The sequence below is a fragment of the Desulfovibrio sp. 1188_IL3213 genome (genome assembly GCF_036763145.1).
Classification (GTDB): domain Bacteria; phylum Desulfobacterota; class Desulfovibrionia; order Desulfovibrionales; family Desulfovibrionaceae; genus Desulfovibrio.
The window spans coordinates 1-21,672 of record NZ_JBAIYR010000014.1; the positions used below are offsets into that span (position 1 = coordinate 1).

At 51.4% G+C, this 21,672-nt stretch carries 20 protein-coding genes and 1 pseudogene; 18 read left to right on the forward strand and 3 right to left on the reverse strand.

All coding sequences use genetic code 11. From position 1 onward, the window contains the following. The first annotated feature begins 100 nt into the window (after window positions 1–100). From V6C16_RS01840 to V6C16_RS01900, 13 genes and pseudogenes are all read left to right on the forward strand, one after another. Window positions 101–1,099: a restriction endonuclease gene (locus tag V6C16_RS01840; RefSeq protein ID WP_333534308.1), complete on the forward strand. Its 999-nt coding sequence runs from the start codon at window positions 101–103 to the stop codon at window positions 1,097–1,099. 341 nt (window positions 1,100–1,440) lie between these two features. Then, a complete protein-coding gene (locus V6C16_RS01845; protein ID WP_442886168.1) occupies window positions 1,441–1,674 on the forward strand; it encodes an autotransporter domain-containing protein in 234 nt (77 codons plus the stop codon). 27 nt (window positions 1,675–1,701) lie between these two features. Next, window positions 1,702–1,857: a hypothetical protein gene (locus V6C16_RS01850; RefSeq protein ID WP_333534309.1), complete on the forward strand. Its 156-nt coding sequence runs from the start codon at window positions 1,702–1,704 to the stop codon at window positions 1,855–1,857. Next, window positions 1,858–2,001, forward strand: a complete 144-nt coding sequence (locus V6C16_RS01855) for a hypothetical protein (protein ID WP_333534310.1) — start codon at window positions 1,858–1,860, stop codon at window positions 1,999–2,001. It begins immediately after the preceding gene. 127 nt (window positions 2,002–2,128) lie between these two features. Then, entirely contained in the window at window positions 2,129–4,357 is a 2,229-nt protein-coding gene (locus tag V6C16_RS01860; RefSeq protein WP_333534311.1) for a hypothetical protein, read from the forward strand. Between the two features lie 43 nt (window positions 4,358–4,400). Continuing rightward, window positions 4,401–4,751, forward strand: coding sequence for a hypothetical protein (locus V6C16_RS01865; RefSeq protein WP_333534312.1), 351 nt, complete (start codon window positions 4,401–4,403; stop codon window positions 4,749–4,751). A gap of 85 nt (window positions 4,752–4,836) precedes the next feature. Further along, complete coding sequence (locus tag V6C16_RS01870; protein WP_333542740.1) at window positions 4,837–5,085, forward strand: DNA polymerase beta superfamily protein; 249 nt, start codon at window positions 4,837–4,839, stop codon at window positions 5,083–5,085. Window positions 5,086–5,379: 294 nt separating this feature from the next. Next, window positions 5,380–6,081, forward strand: a complete 702-nt coding sequence (locus V6C16_RS01875) for an ERF family protein (protein ID WP_333534315.1) — start codon at window positions 5,380–5,382, stop codon at window positions 6,079–6,081. Between the two features lie 74 nt (window positions 6,082–6,155). Then, complete coding sequence (locus tag V6C16_RS01880; protein WP_333534316.1) at window positions 6,156–7,319, forward strand: hypothetical protein; 1,164 nt, start codon at window positions 6,156–6,158, stop codon at window positions 7,317–7,319. A 152-nt stretch (window positions 7,320–7,471) separates the two neighbouring features. Beyond that, window positions 7,472–8,218, forward strand: coding sequence for a Fic family protein (locus V6C16_RS01885; RefSeq protein WP_333534317.1), 747 nt, complete (start codon window positions 7,472–7,474; stop codon window positions 8,216–8,218). A 98-nt stretch (window positions 8,219–8,316) separates the two neighbouring features. Beyond that, window positions 8,317–9,288 (forward strand): annotated as a pseudogene (locus tag V6C16_RS01890) (AAA family ATPase); the annotation flags it as partial. 369 nt (window positions 9,289–9,657) lie between these two features. Next, window positions 9,658–10,689 carry a DUF3150 domain-containing protein gene (locus V6C16_RS01895; RefSeq protein ID WP_333534319.1) on the forward strand — a complete coding sequence of 344 codons (1,032 nt, stop codon included), beginning with the start codon at window positions 9,658–9,660 and terminating at the stop codon, window positions 10,687–10,689. Between the two features lie 4 nt (window positions 10,690–10,693). Continuing rightward, window positions 10,694–12,400, forward strand: a complete 1,707-nt coding sequence (locus tag V6C16_RS01900) for a cobaltochelatase CobT-related protein (protein WP_333534320.1) — start codon at window positions 10,694–10,696, stop codon at window positions 12,398–12,400. A 154-nt stretch (window positions 12,401–12,554) separates the two neighbouring features. Here V6C16_RS01900 and V6C16_RS01905 read toward each other — a convergent pair whose 3' ends face one another. The 3 genes from V6C16_RS01905 to V6C16_RS01915 form a co-directional block, all read right to left on the reverse strand. After that, window positions 12,555–13,562 (reverse strand): hypothetical protein, encoded by a 1,008-nt coding sequence (locus tag V6C16_RS01905; protein ID WP_333534322.1) that lies wholly within the window; start codon window positions 13,560–13,562, stop codon window positions 12,555–12,557. Next, entirely contained in the window at window positions 13,555–14,721 is a 1,167-nt protein-coding gene (locus tag V6C16_RS01910; protein ID WP_333534323.1) for a tyrosine-type recombinase/integrase, read from the reverse strand. The genes V6C16_RS01905 and V6C16_RS01910 overlap by 8 nt, the downstream gene beginning before the upstream one ends. Window positions 14,722–15,197: 476 nt before the next feature. Continuing rightward, window positions 15,198–15,356, reverse strand: coding sequence for a hypothetical protein (locus tag V6C16_RS01915; protein WP_333534324.1), 159 nt, complete (start codon window positions 15,354–15,356; stop codon window positions 15,198–15,200). On the opposite strand from V6C16_RS01915, the gene rfbB reads away from it, so the two are divergent. The 5 genes from rfbB to V6C16_RS01940 all read left to right on the forward strand — a co-directional run. Further along, the gene (gene rfbB / locus V6C16_RS01920; protein WP_333534325.1) at window positions 15,355–16,437 is read left to right on the forward strand and encodes a dTDP-glucose 4,6-dehydratase; all 1,083 of its coding nucleotides are present in this window, start codon (window positions 15,355–15,357) and stop codon (window positions 16,435–16,437) included. The genes V6C16_RS01915 and rfbB overlap by 2 nt on opposite strands. 5 nt (window positions 16,438–16,442) lie before the next feature. Beyond that, window positions 16,443–17,336 (forward strand): glucose-1-phosphate thymidylyltransferase RfbA, encoded by an 894-nt coding sequence (gene rfbA, locus V6C16_RS01925; RefSeq protein WP_333534326.1) that lies wholly within the window; start codon window positions 16,443–16,445, stop codon window positions 17,334–17,336. Further along, complete coding sequence (gene rfbC / locus V6C16_RS01930; protein WP_333534327.1) at window positions 17,327–17,866, forward strand: dTDP-4-dehydrorhamnose 3,5-epimerase; 540 nt, start codon at window positions 17,327–17,329, stop codon at window positions 17,864–17,866. Before rfbA ends, rfbC begins: the two co-directional genes overlap by 10 nt. A 1,130-nt stretch (window positions 17,867–18,996) precedes the next feature. Further along, window positions 18,997–19,344 (forward strand): hypothetical protein, encoded by a 348-nt coding sequence (locus V6C16_RS01935; RefSeq protein WP_333534328.1) that lies wholly within the window; start codon window positions 18,997–18,999, stop codon window positions 19,342–19,344. Beyond that, window positions 19,251–21,672 (forward strand): beta strand repeat-containing protein (locus tag V6C16_RS01940; protein ID WP_333542741.1); only part of this gene is annotated, 2,422 nt, incomplete at its 3' end. The genes V6C16_RS01935 and V6C16_RS01940, both read left to right, overlap by 94 nt.

Here is a 21,672-nt window from a genome sequence, read left to right on the forward strand (position 1 = left end):
TCGGCCTGTTTTAAAATCGCCAAGATTTGACTGTCCGTGAAGCGTGACTTTTTCATTGTAAAATCTCCAGATTGCTTATTCTCGGAAATTCTACTTTGAAATGCTACTTTTTTCTGGGGGGATTACCCTGGTTCAGGCTATCTTTGCCCCGTCAATCCTTAATGAAATGGCAGGCAATGGACGCGAAACAAAGATCAAAGACAACCCGCTGAACGAGAATTGGGCAGCATTCAAGGATTTGTGGGAGCGGATAAACAAGCGATATGCTTATACTGTGGAATTCAACGGCGACGAACTCATTAGGAAGTCCATATTCGCCATCGATGGGGAGTTGAAGGTCGCCCGTCTATCCTACACCCTTACCAAAGGCTCACAGGAAGGCACGGACTTCAATATTGAACGTACTGAAACCAAAAAACTCGGACGGGCGCACGGCGGCCTCGCAGCCTATGACATTATCGGCAAGATAGCCGGAGGCACAAGTCTTACACGCCGTACGGTCACAGCTATTCTTGAGGGCATAAAAAAGGAGCTGCTCTGGCTGTTCTGCGATAACCCCGAAGAATTTATCGCCAAGGTTGTTGTTATTATCAACAGACAGAAAGCCTCCGTCGTCGTGGATCATATCACCTATGCCCCAAGTGCCGAGGAGCCCTATTCTCAGGAAATATTCAGTATGAGCCGAGCCTCAGATGAGTACGCCAAGGCGTTCAAGGCGAAACACGCCATACAAGATTATATTTTCACCGATGGCTCAACGGCCAACAGCGTCGAACGGCGCTTTGCTGAGGACTTGGACGTTGCCGATGAAGTGATCGTCTACGCCAAATTGCCGAGAGGACCCCGAGGGTTCTACATCCCAACGCCCGTCGGCAAATACTCCCCGGACTGGGCAATTTCGTTCAAAAAGGGGACTGTGAAGCACATCTTCTTTATTGCCGGAACCAAAGGCACAATGGACAGCCTCGAACTGCGCCCGATAGAGCAAGCGAAAATATCCTGCGCCAAGAAGCTGTTTAATGAAATAAGTACCTCTGCCGTGAAGTACCATGAAGTGGACAGCTACCAGGGCTTGCTGACAGTGATGGAAACACTATGAAGAACGGTACCATCCTGAATTATTAGGGTATTAATAATCAACCGGTAAACCCCAGGCTTTGCCTGGGGACTCCCAAAGTTTGACTTTGCCAGAAATATAAAAACCTCCAGTAACGAACCGCTCAAAGTTCAATGCAGGAGGCTTTTGCTGGAAAATGAAACTTTAGCTCACTCAACTTGGGTGTGCAAGTACCATGCGATATGGATTCCAAAATATCGAAAGAAGTGACTTTTTGATGGGTTACGCACAAGGCTTGGTGAAGTATTCCATGAGCTTGCGCGGCAGAAGGCCTGAGCCTGTACGGCGGCTGGAATTATAACAATTTCGGCCTCTCCGCTGATGTGGGCTTCACTGGCAACTATAACAAGTTGGAGCAGGACTTGCCCGCTTCCATGCAAATGGGCAACCTCAAGGCTGACGTTACCAGTAACGCGTGGAAAGCGGGGCCCAAGGCCGAATACAAGTGGGAAACTCCGATGCTGGACATCATTCCGCACGTCGGAGTGCGCTATCTCGGCCTGACCACAGACGAATACAGCGTGAAGAGCGGCGGTACGGTCTTCAAGGTGGATTAGGACTTCCAGTCCACCTGGACCTTCCCAGTGGGCGTGATCTTCAGCAAGGCCATCCAGAGCGATTCGGGCTGGAACTTCAGGCCACAAGTGGAGTTGGGCGTCATTCCCGCCGCTGGCGATGTAAAGGCTACATCCCGCGCCCGTGTGCCGGCTTTCGGCGCGGAAGCGGAAATGAAAATGTAGGTGGTGGACTACGTCACCTTTGTCGGCGGCGTGGGCTTTGAAGTGGGCAAGGACAATCTGTCCCTGGGCCTCAATTACAACATTCAAGCTTCGGATCACCGCACCGGGCACAGCGTATTCGGCACAGTTAGGTACGAGTTTTAGAAAAATGAGCACGGGCCGGACAATTCCGGCCCGTGCTACATGAAATTTCCAAGCCAATATTGCATGTCATGATGGAATCGCGTAGGTTGTATTTTCTTTATATATCAACATCAAAGGGTAGCGTATTATGCTCCATATGATCGGCTTAGCCTTGGGTGCAATCATTTTTATTGGGCTGGCTGTGGCGTGTCTTCCATACGCACTGGGTGCAGCGGCCATTGGTATCGCCATCTGGTTGACATTTTCATATTGGAAAATCGCCATTCCTGTCTGGATAGGGCTCGTGGCATTAGGATTCTACGCGCATAACGAGAACAAGAAGAAAGTTAAAGAATGGAAAGAAAAAAACTCAACCCCAAAACAACTATGGGAAGTAGATGCTGCCATTGATTACATTACGCAAAGCATGATTGTTGATTCAAATGAAAAAAATAATTACAAGTTTATATCCGGTGGAGAAAATAAAATTCCTTATGGACGAGTAAATGCTTTTTTGAATTTTTTCAATTTATCTATTAATGACACTGAAGTTTTTTACTACTCTGCAATTCCAAGTAAAGACAATAAGGAGCTGCGAGAATACGGCACACTTATTACGCGCAATGGGATACATATTAGCTATCAGTTGGATAGCAAAGACCATGATGGGATATACAAATCAGAGAATATATATATTCCATTTGCTGGCGTAGTGAAGACGGAAAAAAATAAGGACAGTATTAAAATATCAATAATAAAAGATGAGTGTGAAGTTGAAGAAGATATAAAAATTCTTAATGCTAACACTACACTAACTCAAGATTCCCTTTGCATGATGTTATCAAGTATTGTTGATACTGGACTTTCAAAAACTCTTTATGATAAAAATATTATAAATAATGACTCTGAATCCTGCGATGAAAAAGATGATGCAGACAAGTACCTTGCAAGAGAGCAAAATATTTCAGATGCAAAGCGTGTTGCCGACCTATCCGGGATTGCAGGAGCGAATGTAAACTTTAATGAAACCTATTCAGAAACAAAAGGATTTATGAATGGCGAACGCGGGCACGGATATGCTGGCGAATACGTCAATAATACATTTGACAGACTTATGCAAAAAGATGTTATCAATGCCGGGCAACAGCTTGATGAGCATGGTCGGCAGTTCAAGCATGGCGCAGACAGGATTGTCAATGGTGAGGCTATTCAGACAAAGTATTACAAAACGGCTAAAGAAAGTATAGGCGCCGCTTTTCAACATAAGCAAGCAATCTACTTGAATTCAGATGGAAGTATGATGCCCATCGAAGTTCCTCGCGATCAATATAGCGAAGCTTTGACGATTATGCAGAAGCGCATTGACAGCGGACAGGTTCCCAATGCAGAACCTGGGACGCCTGCTCAAAATTTCGTAAAAAAAGGTTGGTTTACCTATAGCCAAACATGCAATGTATGTAAGGCTGGAACATTGGAAAGCCTTAGCGTCGATATAACAAGTGGTATTATTTCTTCATCATGCGTTGGCAGCATATCCGGCCTCATGGTATTTGCCGCATGCATTTGGAATGGGAAAAACATCAAGGAAGCGGCCCAGATCAGCCTTGGTGCCACGCTCAAAACCATGGGAAAAAGCGTTCTCATTTATACGTTGACGATGCAGCTTTCACGCGATCAATTTGCAAATTTATTTGTCAAAAAATCTACCAAAGATGGCATTGCTGCCGGTTTTGAAGGAATAGCCAACCCAGTGGCTAGACTCAGCAACAGCCTTGCAAAGCAAATTAGCCAATCAGCCCTGGCTAAAACTTCAGTCGGAGAAGGTTTGGGCCTGAGAGCGGTCACTGGCCGGGCCATTATTTCTGGCACCATTATCGGGGTTGTCGTATTTGGTCCTGATCTGGTAAGAACCATGCGCGGAAGAATTTCAAAAATGCAATTGCTAAAAAACTCCGCAGTGGGTGCAAGCTCACTGGCTGGCGCGGCTGTTGGGCAAGCTCTAATACCAATCCCTGTGCTGGGGGCTATGGTCGGCGCTGTTGTTTCTGGCTTTGTCAGCAAAAAAACTCTCGATAACTTTATTGATGACGATGCAGTTGCAATGTTTCAAATTTTTAAAGAAGAATTTCTCGAATGCACAATGTGTATGGCTTTGTCAAAACATGAATTTGATGCTGTTGTTGAGAAAACAATTTGCAATGAAAAATTGCAAACAATACTTCAAGATATGTACCAGAGCGGCCTAGAGCGCCAGTTTGCGTATGAGTTTATTGATGCCACAGTTTGTGAAGTGTTGAAAAACCGCAAACATGTGAGCATTAAAATGGTTGACGAGGGCTACTTGGCCTACGGTGAAGAAGCTCTACAAGCCGCATAGCACGCTGCTCTTACTTGGCACAAACTCCGCTGAGGAACAACCTGTGCCCATCAAACTCGACCAGTCCGCCACTGCCTCGCGCAAGGCGCTTGCCCTGTTCGGCCTGTTGCTGTTCGGACGCCGAGCCTATTCGCTGAAGCAGTTAGCGGAATCCCTTGGCTGTTCCCGGCAAACCGTGCTGCGGCTTATGGAAGAGGTAGTACATACCAATATCTGCCGCATCAAATCGTGGAAGGAAGGCGGGCAGAACTGGTTGCCGTCAAAGAGGGCAAATACCCTTGGCGGGACGTGGAGCCGCGCATTCTGGAACGCCTTGCGGCAGTGGATGCGCTGCGAGAAAACGCGCCTTTCACCGGCGCATACGATACCGCCTTTGCGGAGTCTTGTGTGCTGACCTGCTATGGCGGCGACAAAGCGCCTGCGGCAGCCTCGACCTATGCCACACGCTTTGCAGAAGGCTTTTCCGTCCCAACCATACAGTGGACGCCATCCAGGCCAAACTGGACGCCACTGAGCGAAAACATGGCGTCAAAGTCCTGTACGCCATTGAATCGGGCAGTCGGGGCTGGGGTTTTGCTTCCGAAGACTCCGATTTTGACGTGCGCTTCATCTATGTCCATAAGCCGGAATGGTATCTCGGCGTCGCTCCGGAAGAAAAGCGCGATGTGCTGGAACTAGTGTCTCGCGGTTTCAATTTGAAAGCGCAACACCTTTTGTTTGGACGTTAGCCGAATCCAGAAAAGCTGCATAGGGAGTCTTGAACCCCAGACATTTTCTTGGTCTCTCCAGCTATGGTGGCACATGGCCGCGATAATCTCATCCTGTATAACCTCTTCAAGGTTCACGCCCTTGGGGAAATGCAGACGCAAAAGGCCGTTCATGCAATATTCAAGCTAGACTGCATTTTTAAAAAAATTCAGATATATATTACTACTGAAATATAGCACGCGAGTGCTTGAAAATTAATAAGTTGATCCCGGTGCGGTTGTCCGTCCGGGATTTATTATTGTAAGGAGGTAAAAATGACCCCATATCAATCAGAAAACATCACTGAATTGGCCAAGGCACTGCTTAATGTACAACGAACAGTGCAGCCCATTGCCAAGGATGCTGAAAACCCATTTACAAAAAGCTGGTACGCCAGCCTGAACAGCGTCATGGACGCCTGCCGGGATGCGCTCATCTCGAATGGTATCTGGCTGTGTCAGTATCCTGTGCCCGTGGAGCAGCCAAACTCTCTGGGGTTGGTTACCAAGTTGACGCATGCAGAGTCTGGCCAGTGGCAAAGTTCCCTTGCTGTTGTTCCCCTGCCCAAGGCTGATCCACAAGGTATGGGATCGGCCATGACCTATTGCAGGAGATACGCTCTGACCGCCATGCTGGGTATGGTCACGGAGGATGACGACGGCGAAGGGGCTAAAAATGGCAAGAGATCGTCCACACGTCCCAAACTGCCCGTAAACAGCCCGGAGACTCGAAAAGCATCTCTACCCGACCCGTCCCCCATAAACAACATTTCAGTCCCCTCAAATAGCCCGTCAGCAGCACTCGATAATCTCCCTCAGCTGGAAGGTATCGCCTACCAGCAGGTGACGGCTCAGGACGGACGCCCCTGCATCATTGCCACCGGCAACACACAGGCCAAGAAAGAACTGCTCATGGGAGCGGGCTTTCGCTGGAATGCACAACGCAAGCTGTGGTGGAAGTATGCCCATGCTGCATAACGAAAAGAACCATAAAAAACACAAATGAGAGGGCTGCCTTTGGGTGGCCCTCTTGTTTTTCAGGAGATGCAATCATGGAACACACTAACCGCACGGAGGGTTTGCGAAAGTTAATCAGACAAGGGCTGCAAACTGTTTCCCAGCAAAACACCGCCGCCCATTTGGGTGACCGCTCCACCTATGTGGGCATGAGTGACATTGGTCAGCACTGGGAATGTCCTCGTGCCGCTTTGGCCCGCAAGGTGCTTCCCGCTACTGACAGTCTGGAGCGTCTGCTGACCTTACAGCGGGGGCACTGGTTTGAATCAGGAGTTGGACAGGCGCTGGCGTCGCTGAGCCTGCATGTTTTGCCCCAGCTTGAAATAAACTGGCAGCATCAGGGCGTGCCCATCAAGGCTCATCTTGACTTCGTGCTCCTCTGGGGTGCGCCCGTAAACGCCATACGGATCCTTGAGGTCAAAAGCACGGACAAGCTACCCAACACGCCGCACGATTCTCATCTACTGCAATTACATGGACAGATCGGTCTGTTGTCCATGGCCTGGGACAAGCCTGTCTTTAGCCTTCGGGCGGCGGACGGTACGCTTTTGCATGACAAGCTGACCTTTCCCCAACTCTGTCATGCCCATTTGGGACTCAAACTGCCCACATGTGCTGATGCAGCGAGCCTGGAAGCCTGGCTGCTCTGCCTTTCCATGAAGGAGATAAAGACGTTCGGCCCCTATGGCTTCAACCAAGCTATGCTGGATACGGCTCTCGACCATGCGACTCAACTTTGGGGCGACCTCACGGCCTACCGTGCCGGGAACGTGTCCCTTTCGCAGGTGGACTGCGCCCAAGGATTTTACCCACTGTGCTCATACTGCGAATACAACAGCGATTGCCCTAAGTTTCCACAGGGTACACACCTACCACAATGGGAACCTGCTCTGGACAAGCTGGCTGTTCTCAAAAAACAGCGAATCACTTTGGATGCTGAAATTAAGGAGATGGAAGCCGTACTCAAGCTGGTGCATCGGCAGGCTGGCACTCGTGACTGGGTGAATGCTGCGAACTACCGTTTCCGTATGTCAGTGGCTACAGGCCGAACCACATTGGACAAAAATGCATTACGGGAAGAACTGTCCGATATCTTTCGTTTTGAATCTCTGGGTGACATTGACGTGGACGCCCTGTTGGCCCGCTGCGAGCGCACTGGCGAGCCTTTTGAGAAGCTGAGCGTCTCACCCATAAACTGAACTTCGCAAGGCTATCGCGAGGTATTATTCTGACGTTGCCCTGTGTCTAACTGGCATACCTACCATCGTTGCAAACAGGCGAGTAAATGGCATTCCTTGTGTATTTTCATATGTTACAGCATACTGCTTTAGTCATAACGCACGAGGTCTTCATGAACATATCTCCCTTTGCCGCTTTGGACGCACTCAAAGCCAAGCTGGACGCAAATCGCCCTTTACCGCCTCACATCGTTTCGCACCTGCATGAGGACATACGCATACGCTTTACCTATCATTCAAATGCGATAGAAGGAAACACCCTCACCATTTACGAAACCAAGGCTGTATTGGAGGATGGAATTACGATTGGTGGTAAAAGCATGCGAGAGCATCTGGAAATCATCGATCATAGCCACGCTATTGAGTACCTTGAAGCGCTTGTACAAAAAAATGAGCCTCTGAGTGAACGTGTTCTCAAAGAGATACACAATATCATCATGCGTAACGTTGACACTGCCAACGCGGGAAAATACCGCGAGGTGAACGTTATCATTACTGGTGCGAACCACGTTCCACCTTCAGCCACCCAGTTGCCTGAAAAAATGGAAGCTTTCTTTCGTTGGTATGAGACAGCGCGGGAATCTTTGCATCCCGTGGAGCTGGCGGCCCGCGTCCATGCAGATTTTGTAAACATCCATCCCTTCAAAGATGGTAATGGTAGGACAGCCAGACTGATTATGAATCTGGAATTGATGAAAGCGGGATTTCCCACAGTCATCATTCCGGTGGAGTCCCGACCTGAATATTACAAAAATCTCGATATTGCGGCCACTCAAGGAGATTACAGCCCCTTTACGGCTCAAGTGGCGGATCTGACCGCCAAGAGTTTTGAACCCTATTGGCGGTTGCTCGAAAGCTGACGCTCAAAAGGTTCGCACATATCTCTTAGTTTTTCACTATATACACACGCAAGAGCCTCCCTTTCAAGGGAGGCTCTTGGCGTTTAAAGGAGTAGAGTATGAATGTTTCCAATGAACTTGGTAGCCTTCAACCCACCGACCTTGATGCTGGACAGGTTTTCAGCGGCAAGCCCTCGGGCACCTTGGTCAGGGGTTACGCGACTCCATCGGCCTACACTCCAGCTATTGATCCTGGCTATGTCTTTCACGAATCCAGCCGCGATATGGTGGTCTGGTTTCTCAGTTTGCGGGAACCGCTCTATGTCTTTGGCCCCAGTGGATGTGGAAAAACGAGCTGCATCAAGCAACTGGCGGCCCGTCTCAACTATCCCGTTTTTGAAGTGACCGGACACGGAAGACTGGAGTTTGCCGATCTGGTGGGGCACCTGACGGTCAAGGACGGCAACATGGCCTTTGAATACGGCCCTCTTGCTCTTGCCATGCGGTACGGAGGAATCTTTCTCGTAAACGAGATCGATATCACTCCACCCGAAGTGGCCGCAGGCCTGCATGGCATTCTTGACGGCTCCCCCTTGTGCATCGCGGAGAACGGCGGAGAATTGATCAATCCACACCCCATGTTCCGTTTTGTCGCGACTGCCAACACCAATGGTGGCGGAGATGAGAGCGGTCTGTATCAAGGTACTCAACGACAAAATTTGGCATTTTCCGATCGTTTTATCCTTTGTGAAATGGGCTATCCAGATGCAAAAATAGAAATAGCATTGCTCAGACAACGGTTTCCGTCTCTGCCTGACAAGTTGTGCGGTACTATGGTGGAGTATGCCAATGAAGTCCGCAAACTGTTCATGGGCGATGCTTCCACCAGCAATCTGGCAAACACCATTGAGATCACCTTCTCCACCCGCAGTTTGCTGCGCTGGGGAGATCTGACCGTACGGTTCCAACCTTTGGCCCATCAAGGTATTCAGCCCGTTACCTATGCCCTTGATCGGGCGCTGGGCTATCGAGCCAGCCGCGAAACTCGTGCCATGCTGCACGAACTGGCCCAACGTATGTTCCCACAGCATACCGACGCGGACATCAAGGCAATGGACTCTGAACCAGGAGAGGACCTCCTGCAAGGAGACACAGCCCTGCGCTTTATGAAGGGCCGCTTGCGCTATGCTCCCACGGCTTCGCAGCCACGTCTCTATTTGCAGGTGGATTATAACGTGCCCGGCCAAAAACAGTCCGGTAAATTCTGGGCTGGTGAGGCCCGTACTGAAGGACTCATGCTTCAATGGGGCAAGCAAGGTACACCTGGACAACAAAAATTCATCCCTGCTGAACAGTGTGAAAACAGCAATGTAGTGCTGGAACTAGAATACCGTACTGCCAAAAAACTCAAAGAGGGCTACGCCCTTATTCCTGCCAAAAGTTCATTATAGGAGAACATCATGACACACGTTCTTTCAGACATCCGCATTCTGGACAACCTGTTAGCCCTCAACCTCAACGTCAGTCTGTGGTCGGCCCGCCGTAAAATGAGCCAGGAAGACCTGGGGGGTGCGGAGCTGCCGCCCGATGACCTGGCCTCTCTCGGATCCAAGCGCATTGCCGACCCGGAAAACCTCAAAATATTCGGCACGCTCAAGGCCCGTGCCTTCAACTACCTTGACAGGCACGGTGTGCGCTTCATGTCCGGCTGGGCCATCCCCGAAGAAAAGGCCGGGGAAATCGTACAGGAGCTGCTTCGTATCCGTAGCGATTTTCAGAAAGAAAAGGAGGCCTTTCTGGCTGGCTATGACCAGAACGTCCAGGCCTGGATTGAGAAACATCACCAGTGGGGTGAAATTATCCGTAATTCCACAGTAGGGCCGGACTATGTGCGAAATCGCATGGATTTTCGCTGGCAGTTGTATAAGGTGGCCCCGCTTGAGCAACATAATGATAATACCGCTGTACTGGAAGCAGGCCTGGCTGAGGAAGTACAAGGCCTGGGTGGCACGCTCTTTGGAGAAGTGGCCAAGTCTGCCGAAGATATCTGGCGCAGGGTGTATCATGGCAGGACAGAAGTGACCCATAAGGCTCTTTCTCCATTACGGACCCTGTATGCCAAGCTGACGGGCTTGTCCTTTGTCGAGCCGCATGTGGCCCCGGTGGCTGACATCGTGCAGGCAGCACTGTTGCGCATGCCCAAGAAGGGCAACATTACCGGACCAGATTTGCTCTTGCTGCAGGGGCTGGTTTGTCTGCTCAAAGACAGTTCGGCTCTTGTTGGGCACGCGCAGAAGATTATTGAAGGCTACGAGCCGAACTTTGTGCTGGATGCTCTCCTGGCTGGCCCAGGCAGCATACCTGAGATTGATGGCTTCACAGCGCAGTTGGATAGTTCCCTTGATGAGGATGACATGCCTGTATTGCCAGACATCGCCGTGGGAGACAGCACATTACCGCATCCTTCCATCCCAAGCCTGGGGCTGTGGTGACGCCATGATACGCTCCAAAGACATTCTCAACTGTCTGCCTCTGCTGGCGTCCGTGCTGGGTGACCAATACGGGGTGCAGGTACGTATCGGAGGCAGGGAGGCCTGCACCAATGGCAAAATCATTCATTTGCCTTCATTGCCTATGGATTGCGAGCCGGAAACGTTGGCGCTTGCCAAGGGTTTTTGCGACCACGAGGCGGCTCATATACGACACACGGATTTCGGTGTGTTGAACGCTGCCAATCTTGATCCTGTAACCTTCAACCTTTTCAATTGCCTTGAAGACTGGAGAGTCGAAAAAAAGCTGTCTGCCATTTTTCCTGGATGTCGGCAAAACCTGAACTGGTTGATACGACGATTCTTTGTAGAACAGGCACAGCCAAGGGCCGGAGGTGATCCTCCGGCCCTTGCTGTTTTGGACTATGTGCTGTTGACCGTGCGCTCTTGGGACGTGGATGCGGTCAACAGGATCCGATTGCATGCTGCCGCAATTCTGCGGAAGCAATTCCCTGGCCTCAAGGAAACGCTGGATGCCATTTTGGTCAAAGTGCGTATCCATTGCCCTGACACGGCTGCCGCCATTGCTTACGCCCGGCAATTGTCCCAGAGCATCCAGCAGTGGGAACCACAACAACAGGCGAAAAACGACGAAAGCCCGGCGCAAAATGACGGAAAAAAGGGCGATGGGCACGAAATCCCACGCAAAGGCCATGCATCCGGTACGGATACATCCATAAGGGACAACGCTGATCACAGCGATTCCGCTTCACAAGGGGATGGGATTGATCTGCCTGCTTGTGCATCTCAAGCGCAGCCCTTCGTACTCGCTGGAAGGGCCAAGAAGCAACTGACGGCTTTGCTGCATGCCGAAGCTCAAGACCTGCCGCAAAACCTTGGTGAGCTTCTGTCGGCAACACTCACCAGCCAGTTGGCGGAATCATCAGCCGAATCCTTTACTGTGGCAGTAGAAGGTTTTCGGCAGACTGGAGCATTACCAGAGGAGCAAAAGTTGCAAGCACTTCAGGCCAGCATTGCTTTGCGCACGCGCCTTCAGGGGCTTTTGCAAGCCCGGACACAAAGGCGGTGCTGCATCGGACGGCGTGGAGTTTTGCACCCTGGTTCACTGTACCGTTTGCAGGTCGGAAACCCCAGTGTCTTCCAAAAAGAATCCGTGCATCAGGGGCTTAACACGGCTGTTCATATCCTGCTGGACGTGAGCGGTAGCATGTCAGGCGCTCCCATCTATCTTGCCAAACAGGCCTGCTTTGCGGTGGCCAAGGCTCTGGAAAACATCCAGGGTGTGAATCCTGCGGTTACAGCCTTTCCGGCGTTGGCAGGCACCAGCTCTGTCTTCCCCGTCATGCGGCATGGGCAAAAGGTACCGGACTGTTTCAACATCAGTGCTTCCGGTGGTACGCCATTGGCCGAAGCCCTGTGGTGGGTTCTGCAAACCATGTTGCCTCTCAAGGAACAGCGTAAAATCATTTTGATTATCACCGACGGCGTACCTGATCGGCCCCAAGCCGCCGTAAAAACGCTGCATGTGGTTCAAAGTCTGGGCTTTGAGGTCTATGGAGTCGGCATCCAGAGCGACCACATCGCCCTACTCTTGCCGCAGACCAACCGGATCATCAATGACCTGCCTGACCTGGCTCCGGCCATGTTTGGGTTGCTGCAACAGGCGTTACTGAAAGGAGGGAAAAATGAGTAAAGCCGATTGCGGCCTTGATGCTACAACATGGCTGGTCATTGTCATTGCGGTGCTCAAAGCTGTAAAAACTATTTGGGATGAAGTGAAAGACTGAATACTATAAAACAGCGGTGGGAGTGGGATGAAATATTGCTCCCGCCGCTGACGTGATGTTCTACTTTACCGTTAAAACAGACATTTTTTCTATGCACTCTTTCGTTGTTTTTAGCCATCTTTTTAATGTTAAATTGTCTTTATCAGAAATAAATGGATTGTTAGATTTTTTAAAAATCCTAATATTATCAAGTTTAGAGTAGGTCTCTGTAAATCTAAAGTTTTTAACAGTAGTTTCAATGTTTTCTTCTGGGGAAGCCATAGTGTCATACATAAGGAGGCCGATACAGCGTGCCGCATTAGAGTTAGAGTGAAATTCATCTTGAACTAGACATTTACGCATACGGATGAATTCAGCCACCTTGCTCGTCGGCCTAGGCTCTCCATCAACGGTTTGTTCTACGGCAAAGCATGTCATCTCGTAATCAAGTTGAAAAAATTTTATCTTATTTTCAAAATTATCATCGTGATATTTATAACTAACCTGTGGATGAAAATCTTTGTTTTTCATTTCCTCTACGTAAGATTCTCCTCCTGTAAAGATACTGCCGCTGAAAAGCCTGTAAGTAGTCACGCGGGCTCTTTGTTCTTGGTTGTTGCAGAAAGGAAGAGGTGGCAGAGGCATCGAATTGTTTTTAATAAAAAAATTAATAATATCGACGGAAGTGCATATATTATCAATATCCCATAAATAATAACCAAATCTGATAGAAAAGACATATAACTTTATAGCTGCTTGAAACTCATCAACACTTAAATTCTCTAATGGAAAGGATGACTTTCCGTCATGAATCTTGCAAGCTACTGCATTAATTATGCATCTAAGTGTGTAGCTATCCTCCTCGATATAATTAGATAGGATATCTAGACTGTCTTTGCTATGAGAAATCCAATCACTATAATTTTTATGTATACACTTTGCGGTGTATACATATTTCCAATAATCGCCGGCGAGAAGATTGCGAACCTCAATCTCTTCTGAGATTTTAAATTTTTTGTTGTTCATCCTATAGTTCGCAACGTCCTCTTCTGGAATAGCTTCTAACACTTTTTTGAAGTTTTTAGGCATCTTTATTCTTTCCAGTAATTTTTGTAGAAGAACTATTCAAGATAGAATCTGCTACATTAGCAGCACGTTTCATAGCCTCATCCGCTAGATGGGCGTACCTCTGGGTCATTTGTGGGCTGGAGTGCGTCAACAATTTCTGTAGGGTATATAAGTCAACCTTCCCGCTGGATGCAAGAAATGACGCATAAGCATGACGCAACCCATGAAGAGGGCGAAAATCTTCTGGCAACCCTGCGTTTTTTTTAACCCTCCGCGCAATTCGGCGAAAATCTGTCCTTTGTTCTCCATTTTTTCCAGGAAAAACAAACACACTATTTGTACGGCTGATATTAAGCAAGATTGAGTGGGCAGCATCACTCATTGGAATGTACTCAGTCGTTCCTTTCTTGGCAGACTCGCCACGCAACGTGATAATTTTTCTTTCAAAGTCACAGTCGTCCCATCGCAGTGCGAGAAGTGCTCCTTTACGCATGCCAGTCACCATCGCCAGTCGGATTAATGCCGCTGCATCTTGATCGGGTTCCGCATCAAGAGCTTCAAGTAGTTTGCCTAATTGTTCCTCCGTAAGAGCTTCTGTTCGTTGCCCATCAACACGAATTGATTCAATTACGAGTCGCCCCGGTTGAAGCGGAGGGCAAAGGGCACGTTTGACCCCAAAGTTGATGATGGCTCGCAGTTGGGAAATTGCTCGTTGGATCGTACCTTCGGATTTACCAGCCTTGAGGCTTTCCGTTTTGAAAGTATCAATGTCAGCTGTTATGATTTCTTCTGGGATTTTTCCCCCAAAGCGTGAGCCAATGTGTGTGTTGTATCGACTGATGTCACGTTGACGGCCTTTGTGTTCAGGATGTGCTTCTTGATATGCCTCCCAAATTTTATCTAACGTCCAGCGGCTTTGCTGCGCCTGGCTGGCTTCGGCGTAGGCCTTTCTTTTTTCCGTATTGGGCTGATCCTTGCCACGCATTCTGTCCGCCCGTATCTGTGCTGCCTTTGCTTCCGTCATGCCGCGAGACGCTTTACCAACTGGTTCCTCTATAAGCTTTGCCTCGCGTCCACCCTGCCGGTACACAATGTAGTACGTACGTTCCTTATGGTCGGCATCAAGCCTAAAGTAGACCCCAGCATATTTTTGAGATTTTTCGCGTTTCGATTTTTTCATGGCTATCCTCGGCTGCGTGTTGGGAGACTTCCCTTCCCAACACCTTTCCCAACACACATTATGAAATGACGTAAAAATTGATGGTAGTCAATGCAACAGAAGTTTATAAAAATTCAATAATTATATTGACTAGAAAAAATTAGTAAAAAGTCATAGAAATACCATACGCGCCTTCGCAAGGCGGGGGTCGAGGGTTCAAATCCCTTCTTCTCCACCATTTTTTCAAGGGGTTGCCTGAGTACAGGTAACCCCTTCTTTTGTGCGTTGTTTTCAGCCGCGGCCTGACCGGCCGCCGGTTTTTCCGCGGTTGTCACAATGCTGAATCTTTTGCTAACGTGCTGAATACGCTGATGCGCTCATTGCTGCCATGTTTTCTGGAAACAGGTACAATTTTAGAGCAGTTTATCTGCGCGGTTAAACATCGGAGCGGGCGTCTTGGGAGCATTGAGAATAGATATTCTCAATGCGAAAATGCTCTAGAGCAGTTTACGAATGAAACGAGTCAACTGCTCTGCAAGGATTTTCCTGAAAATTCTTGCCACGAAATGCGAGCAGGCAGGCTTTTGCCTGCCGTAAGCAAGCATTTCAAGTGTTAAATGCTCTAATGAAAAATCAGATGAAAAGGATGTAGCCATGACCTGTCAACTTGTTACAGGGGGAGCGGGTTTCATCGGCTCGGCCTATGTGCTTCAGGCCCGCCGTGCGGGCATCCGCGTCATTAATCTCGACAAACTGACCTATGCGGGCAATCCCGCCAATCTGGCCGCGCTGACGGGGGACCCGGAACATGTCTTTGTGCGCGGCGATATCGGCAATGAGGAGCTGGTGGCCTTTTTGCTTGATACGCACCAGCCTGATGCCGTGGTCAATTTTGCCGCTGAAAGCCATGTGGACCGCTCCATCGTGGCTCCGGACGCCTTTGTCCGCACCAATGTACTCGGCACGGCAAGCCTGCTGCGTGTGGTCAAGGACTGGTGGCGCGGGCTTCCTCTTGAGCGGGTTGCGGATTTTCGCTTTCTGCATGTGTCTACAGATGAGGTTTACGGCGCGTTACAGCCTGGTGATCCGGCTTTTTCAGAAAGTACGCCCTACAGCCCCAACAGCCCGTATTCGGCATCCAAAGCGGCCAGCGACCACATGGTGCGCGCTTTTCACGAAACCTACGGGCTGCCCGTCCTGCTGACCAATTGCTCCAACAATTACGGGCCGCGTCAGTTCCCGGAAAAACTTATCCCTCTCATGATTCTCACCGCCCTTGAGCGCAAACCGCTGCCCGTGTATGGGCAAGGGGCCAATATCCGTGACTGGCTGCATGTGGAAGACCATTGCACGGCCATTGCCCGCGTGCTTGAGGCCGGGCAGGCCGGGCGCACCTACAATATCGGCGGCCATGCGGAGCGGACCAACCTTGAGGTGGTACATGCCGTATGCGCCATCCTTGATGACATGCATCCTTCCGCCCAGGGGCCGTATGCCGATCTGATCACCTTTGTGTCGGACAGGCCCGGTCATGATTTTCGTTATGCCATTGACTGCTCGCGCATTGAAAATGAACTGGGCTGGCGCCCCTCGCGCCGGTTTGACACGGGCTTGCGCGATACCGTGCGCTGGTATCTGGAAAACGGCGCCTGGGTAGACCTTGTGCGCAGCGGCGCCTATCTTGACTGGATGGACATCAATTACGGGCGGCGTGCCGCTGCCGATGGGGGGGAGTAAAACGTATGAGCCAATGGAAGGGCATTGTTCTTGCCGGAGGGTCCGGTTCACGTCTTTATCCCCTGACCCTGAGCGTGAGCAAGCAGCTCATGCCCATTTACGACAAACCCATGATCTATTATCCGCTGGCGACCCTGCTGATGGCCGGCATTCGCGATATCTGCCTTATTTCGACGCCCGAGCATCTTTCCCTGTATCAGACCTTGCTGCATGACGGCTCCCAGTGGGGCTGCTCCATCTGCTATGTGGAGCAGCCCCGTCCCGAGGGCCTGGCGCAAGCTTTTTTGCTGGCTGAAGAGCATATTGCCGGGCATAACACCTGCCTTGTGCTCGGGGACAACGTTTTTTTTGGCCACGGCATGCCCGATCTTACCCGCGAAGCCATGGCGCGCGACCGGGGAGCCACGGTTTTCGGCTATCATGTGCGCGACCCGCAACGTTATGGCGTGGTGGAATTTGACAGTGAGCGCCGCGTGGTGAGCATTGAGGAAAAGCCCCGGAATCCCAAATCCAATTTCGCGGTCACGGGCCTGTATTTTTATGACGCCGATGTGGTGGACATTGCCCGGTCTGTGCGGCCTTCGGCACGCGGAGAGCTTGAAATAACCGATGTGAACAATGCCTACCTGAAACGCGGCGACCTGCATGTGGAGCTTATGGGCCGGGGCATCGCCTGGCTGGATACGGGTACCCACGATTCCCTCATGGATGCCGGGGCCTTTGTGCAGGCGGTGGAAAAGCGTCAGGGACTCAAGGTGGCCTGCCTTGAAGAAATTGCCTGGCGCAACGGCTATATTTCTTCCGATGAGGTGCGCGCTCTGGCCCGGCCCATGGGCAAGACCGGTTACGGCCAGTATCTGCTTGACCTTGTGGATACGGGGATAGGGCAATGGAAGTAGCGGCAACGCCTCTGGCCGGGGTCATGCTCATAAAACCCAGAATATGGGGCGACAGCCGCGGCTATTTTGTAGAGACCTGGCAGCAGGAGCGGTACGCGGCAGCGGGCATTGACGGCCCTTTTGTGCAGGATAACCATTCCATGTCCACCTACGGCATACTGCGCGGTCTGCATTTTCAGAAAACCCGTCCCCAGGGCAAGCTTGTGAGCGTTTCTCTGGGCAGGGTTTTTGATGTGGCCGTGGATATCCGGCCCGGCTCACCCACCTTCGGCCAGTGGTATGGCGTGGAGCTGACGCAGGACAATCAGTGGCAGCTCTGGGTTCCGCCGGGCATGGCGCATGGCTTTGCGGTCACCAGTCAGGTGGCGCATTTTCATTATAAATGCACGGACTACTATTGCCCCGAAGACGAAGGGGGCATCCGCTGGAATGATCCTGACCTTGCTGTGGCCTGGCCCGTGGCGCAGCCCCTTCTGTCGGACAAGGACAAACGTACGCCTTTGTGGCGGGAGTTTCTGGCAGGAGCATAGCAGCGGCCTTTGCGTCAAGATTTCGGTATTGAACGGACGAGGCCCCGCTTTTGTCAGGTTCGCGTTGAAAGCGCCATTCCTGCCAAGAGCGGGTCTCGTGTTTTTTAGCGCAAAAACTGGAGCGCGTTTTGTTTTGAAGCGGCTCTGGCGGATGTGCGAAAAAGGGCTGCAGGTGCTGTCACAGGCTGCCCGCGTTGTTGAATGTGCACCGCTGGCGTCTTGTACGCCTCGCGAACGGAGTGCGCGGCGTTGAAACGCTCCAGGTTTGCACCTTTCCAATGGCGGCAGGCGTCTGTATGGGCTTTGGGGCATCGGGAGACGCTAGACAGTGTCGTCACGAGCGCCTTTCCCGGTATCTCTGCGTCGAACTTCGCCTTTTATTCCGGTCGAGTACCATAAGAGTACACTCCCTGCATAAAAGGCTCGTTCTCCTTGATATACCAAGCAAATTCATCTCGTGACGACTCTGTCTAGAGCAGATTAACTTTGAAAAAGGCGCATCCACGGCCAAGTGTATCTTGGCCTTGAGTCCTTTTTGTACGGCTCATTGCCTGATTGCCGCCAGCCGCACTCTATCAGAAAGGTCGTGTCGGACATGTGCGTACATAGGTTCTCCCATTGTGGCATGAAGAGACGTTACAAAATTATTTATAGTTTGACGACGCTATCCAAGCATAGTAGAAAAATTTACCCTGTTTTTAACTAGTAATCAGTATCATTATTATTGACAGTTGATCCAACATGGCTATTTAGCAAGTGTAAGCATGTGAGAACTTTCTGCTCTGCTTACGCAAGGTTGCCCAAGGCCTTGCCCAACAGCTTATTGCTCGGAATTTTTTCCTAAAGCCGAGCCCGACCGCTCGAAGGACTATGCGGTTTGGACGCGGAACAGGCCAAGTCAGGCCAGTTCCGTCTCTCAGAGACACTACGCAGCTGCGAGGCGGCTTATACGGCAGTGAACGCTATATATCCGAAGGTTCGCGCACAGCACGCCATGTTGCCACGACAACATGTCATGCTCCGCGCAATCATCAGGAAAGATTCCTCATTACCGTGAACCGTCGCCCGCCCCGAATATTTCAGATCGTACCGCTTGCTAAACATAGCTTTACGGTATGTAGGAGAATGTTATGAACACCATCATGCTTGCTCACCCCAAGGCTGGACAGCACACCTCGGTCAAGGCCATTCCCGGCAGCAGACTCAGCATGGATTTCGTGCTTGAAGATGTTACTGTTGAACGCCATGGCGAAGACCTCGTTTTCGTTTTTGACGATGGTTCGAGCTTACTTATAGAAGATTTTTACGTGGACTTCACCGGCGAAAACCTGCCGGAGTTTGAAGTTGGCGGCCAGATCGTCTCTGGCGCGGATTTTTTGCGACTATGGGACCTGACCTTGCTCCGGCCGCTGGTCCCGAGGCCACCCGCAGCGCCCGCTACAGCGAAATGGGCAATGCCGATCTGGCCTCGGGCATAGACCATCTGGATGGCCTGGACATGAGCATTCCCGGTTCCGCCGTCAGTATGGAAGGCCAATTGGCTGCGCCCCTCATGAATCTTGGCGCAGGCAACTACTCCGGCCCCGGTTCCGAGGAAGGTCCCACTGTGCCGCCCATTGAACAAAGCTTTGTGGCCGATGTTCGCGCGGTCATGTACAATACTGGCCCCAACAGTGCCGACCATGTTGTGACCACGCCCATCTTTTTCAAGAATGCCGATGGTTCCGTGCTAAACCTTGCGGGTGCGCCTGCGGGCTCCTATGCTGTCTCCTGGTCTTTCCCGGCTGATTGGGACAGCAGCTGGCTTGCCGATCCGGTGATGGAAAACGGCCAATTGATTTTCAAGCTCAGCCCCGAAGGCCTGCAAATGCTGCAGCAGACAGGCGATGATTCCTTCTTGCGCGGCTTTGTAACTGTAACCGTAACTATGAACGGCCAAACTTCGGAATACAAGGTCGAAGTAGTGGGTACGCAGGGTACTTATTTCAATTCGGCTGACTATGACGAACAATATGGCGCGGTTTCCGGCCTCGGCACGGATTATATCGGTGAATACCATCAAGGCTCCGGCCAGAACGGCAGCTACCATATCACTTCGTCCTCCAAGAATAACGATATTGTGCTGAACGACAGCCTCATTGGCGGCAGTTACGTCCACGCCAGCGGCAACCCGTCTGACATGGGGCACGACTTTAATACCGTTCTCATGAACAAGGGCGTGATCAACACTGGCGGTGCGACTGCCGTCACATCCTACGACGGCACCCTGCGCGTGCATGAGGGTATAAGCGCTGAAGGTAGCGCTGCGTCCAATTCCATAGATATGGGCAAGGGGCAGATCCACGTCAGCAACGACTCCGGGCATGGCGTATCGGCCAGCCAGGGCGTCAACACCATTTCCGGCAACCAGATTCTTGTTGAAGGCAACGGAACCGGTGTCTACGCTGAAAGCGGCGGTCAGAACAGCATAATTAACACTGGCGGCAAGACGCTTGTCATCACCGGTGAAGATGAAGGTGTGTATGCATACGGCGCAGGATCTTCCAACCACATCTCCAACCAGCAGGGCACTGTAGATATTACAGGCCAAACCCTTGAGGGGTTGGCTGCCACCAGCAACGGCGCCAACTATGTCTTCGGCAAGGACGTGAACATCACAGGCGCCTCAGGCCAGGCCGTTCCCGGCGGCGGCATGTCCGGCGCGGCGGGCATCTTCGCTTCCGGCGGCAGCATCAATGAAGTCACCGCCATCAACGGCGACGTGACCGTCAAGGGACACAAGGGGCTGGAGGCCGTTAGCGGCGGCAGCAATGACGTGTCCGTGGAAGGTCAGGGCAACATCACCGTGGAGGGCGAGCTCTTCGGTGCCGGAGCCCTCAACCAGAGTTCCAACAATACGCTCACAGCCGAACAAGGCACGGTTACCGTCACCGCCAGCAACGGCAGCGCCCTGCTGGCCGCTGACGGCAGCAATGAAGTGACCGGCAGGAATGTGGACATCTCCGGCTCCGCCTCAGGCCTCAACGCCAGCGGCGTAGGCAGCAATACCGTCACGGGTACAGGCGGCAGCATCACCATCAAGGGCGATTCCTCCGCCGTTTTCGCAGGCAATAACACCGGCAATACCAGCAGTGACGTGCATGTGGGCAACAAGATTATTGGCGAAGGCGACACCGCCATCACCATCGAAGGCGGCACGACCGGCATGAACGCAACAGGCGGGGGCCGCAACGAAGTGTCCGGCACGGGCAGCAACGTCGTCACCGTCACCGGCTGGTTAGACGGCATGTCCGCTAATGGCTCACTTTCCGCCAACAGCATTTTGGCTGATGAAGGCACGGTGAACGTCACCGGGCAGTTCGGTGAAGGTCTTGCCGCCGTAAGCGGCGGAGCCAACTATATCATCGGCAAGGATATCAACATTGCATCCGGTGTTGCAGACAGTGAGAACGGCCAGTTCGAAAGCTTCGGAGCCGGGCTGTTCGCCACCAAGGCCGGCATCAACGAAGTCACCGCCATCAACGGCGATGTTGAGATAAAGGGTCTGAGGGGTATGGAGGCCTTGAACGCCGGCAGCAACGATGTGTCTGTGGAAGGACAGGGCAACATCACGGTTACGGGCCAGCAGTTCGGCGTCGGAGCCCTCAACCAGAGTTCCAACAATACGCTCACCGCCGAACAAGGCGCGATTACCGTCACCGCCAGCGACGGCGAGGCCCTGCTGGCCGCTGACGGCAGCAATGAAGTGACCGGCAGGAATGTGGACATCTCCGGCTCCACCTCAGGCCTCAACGCCAGCGGCGTGG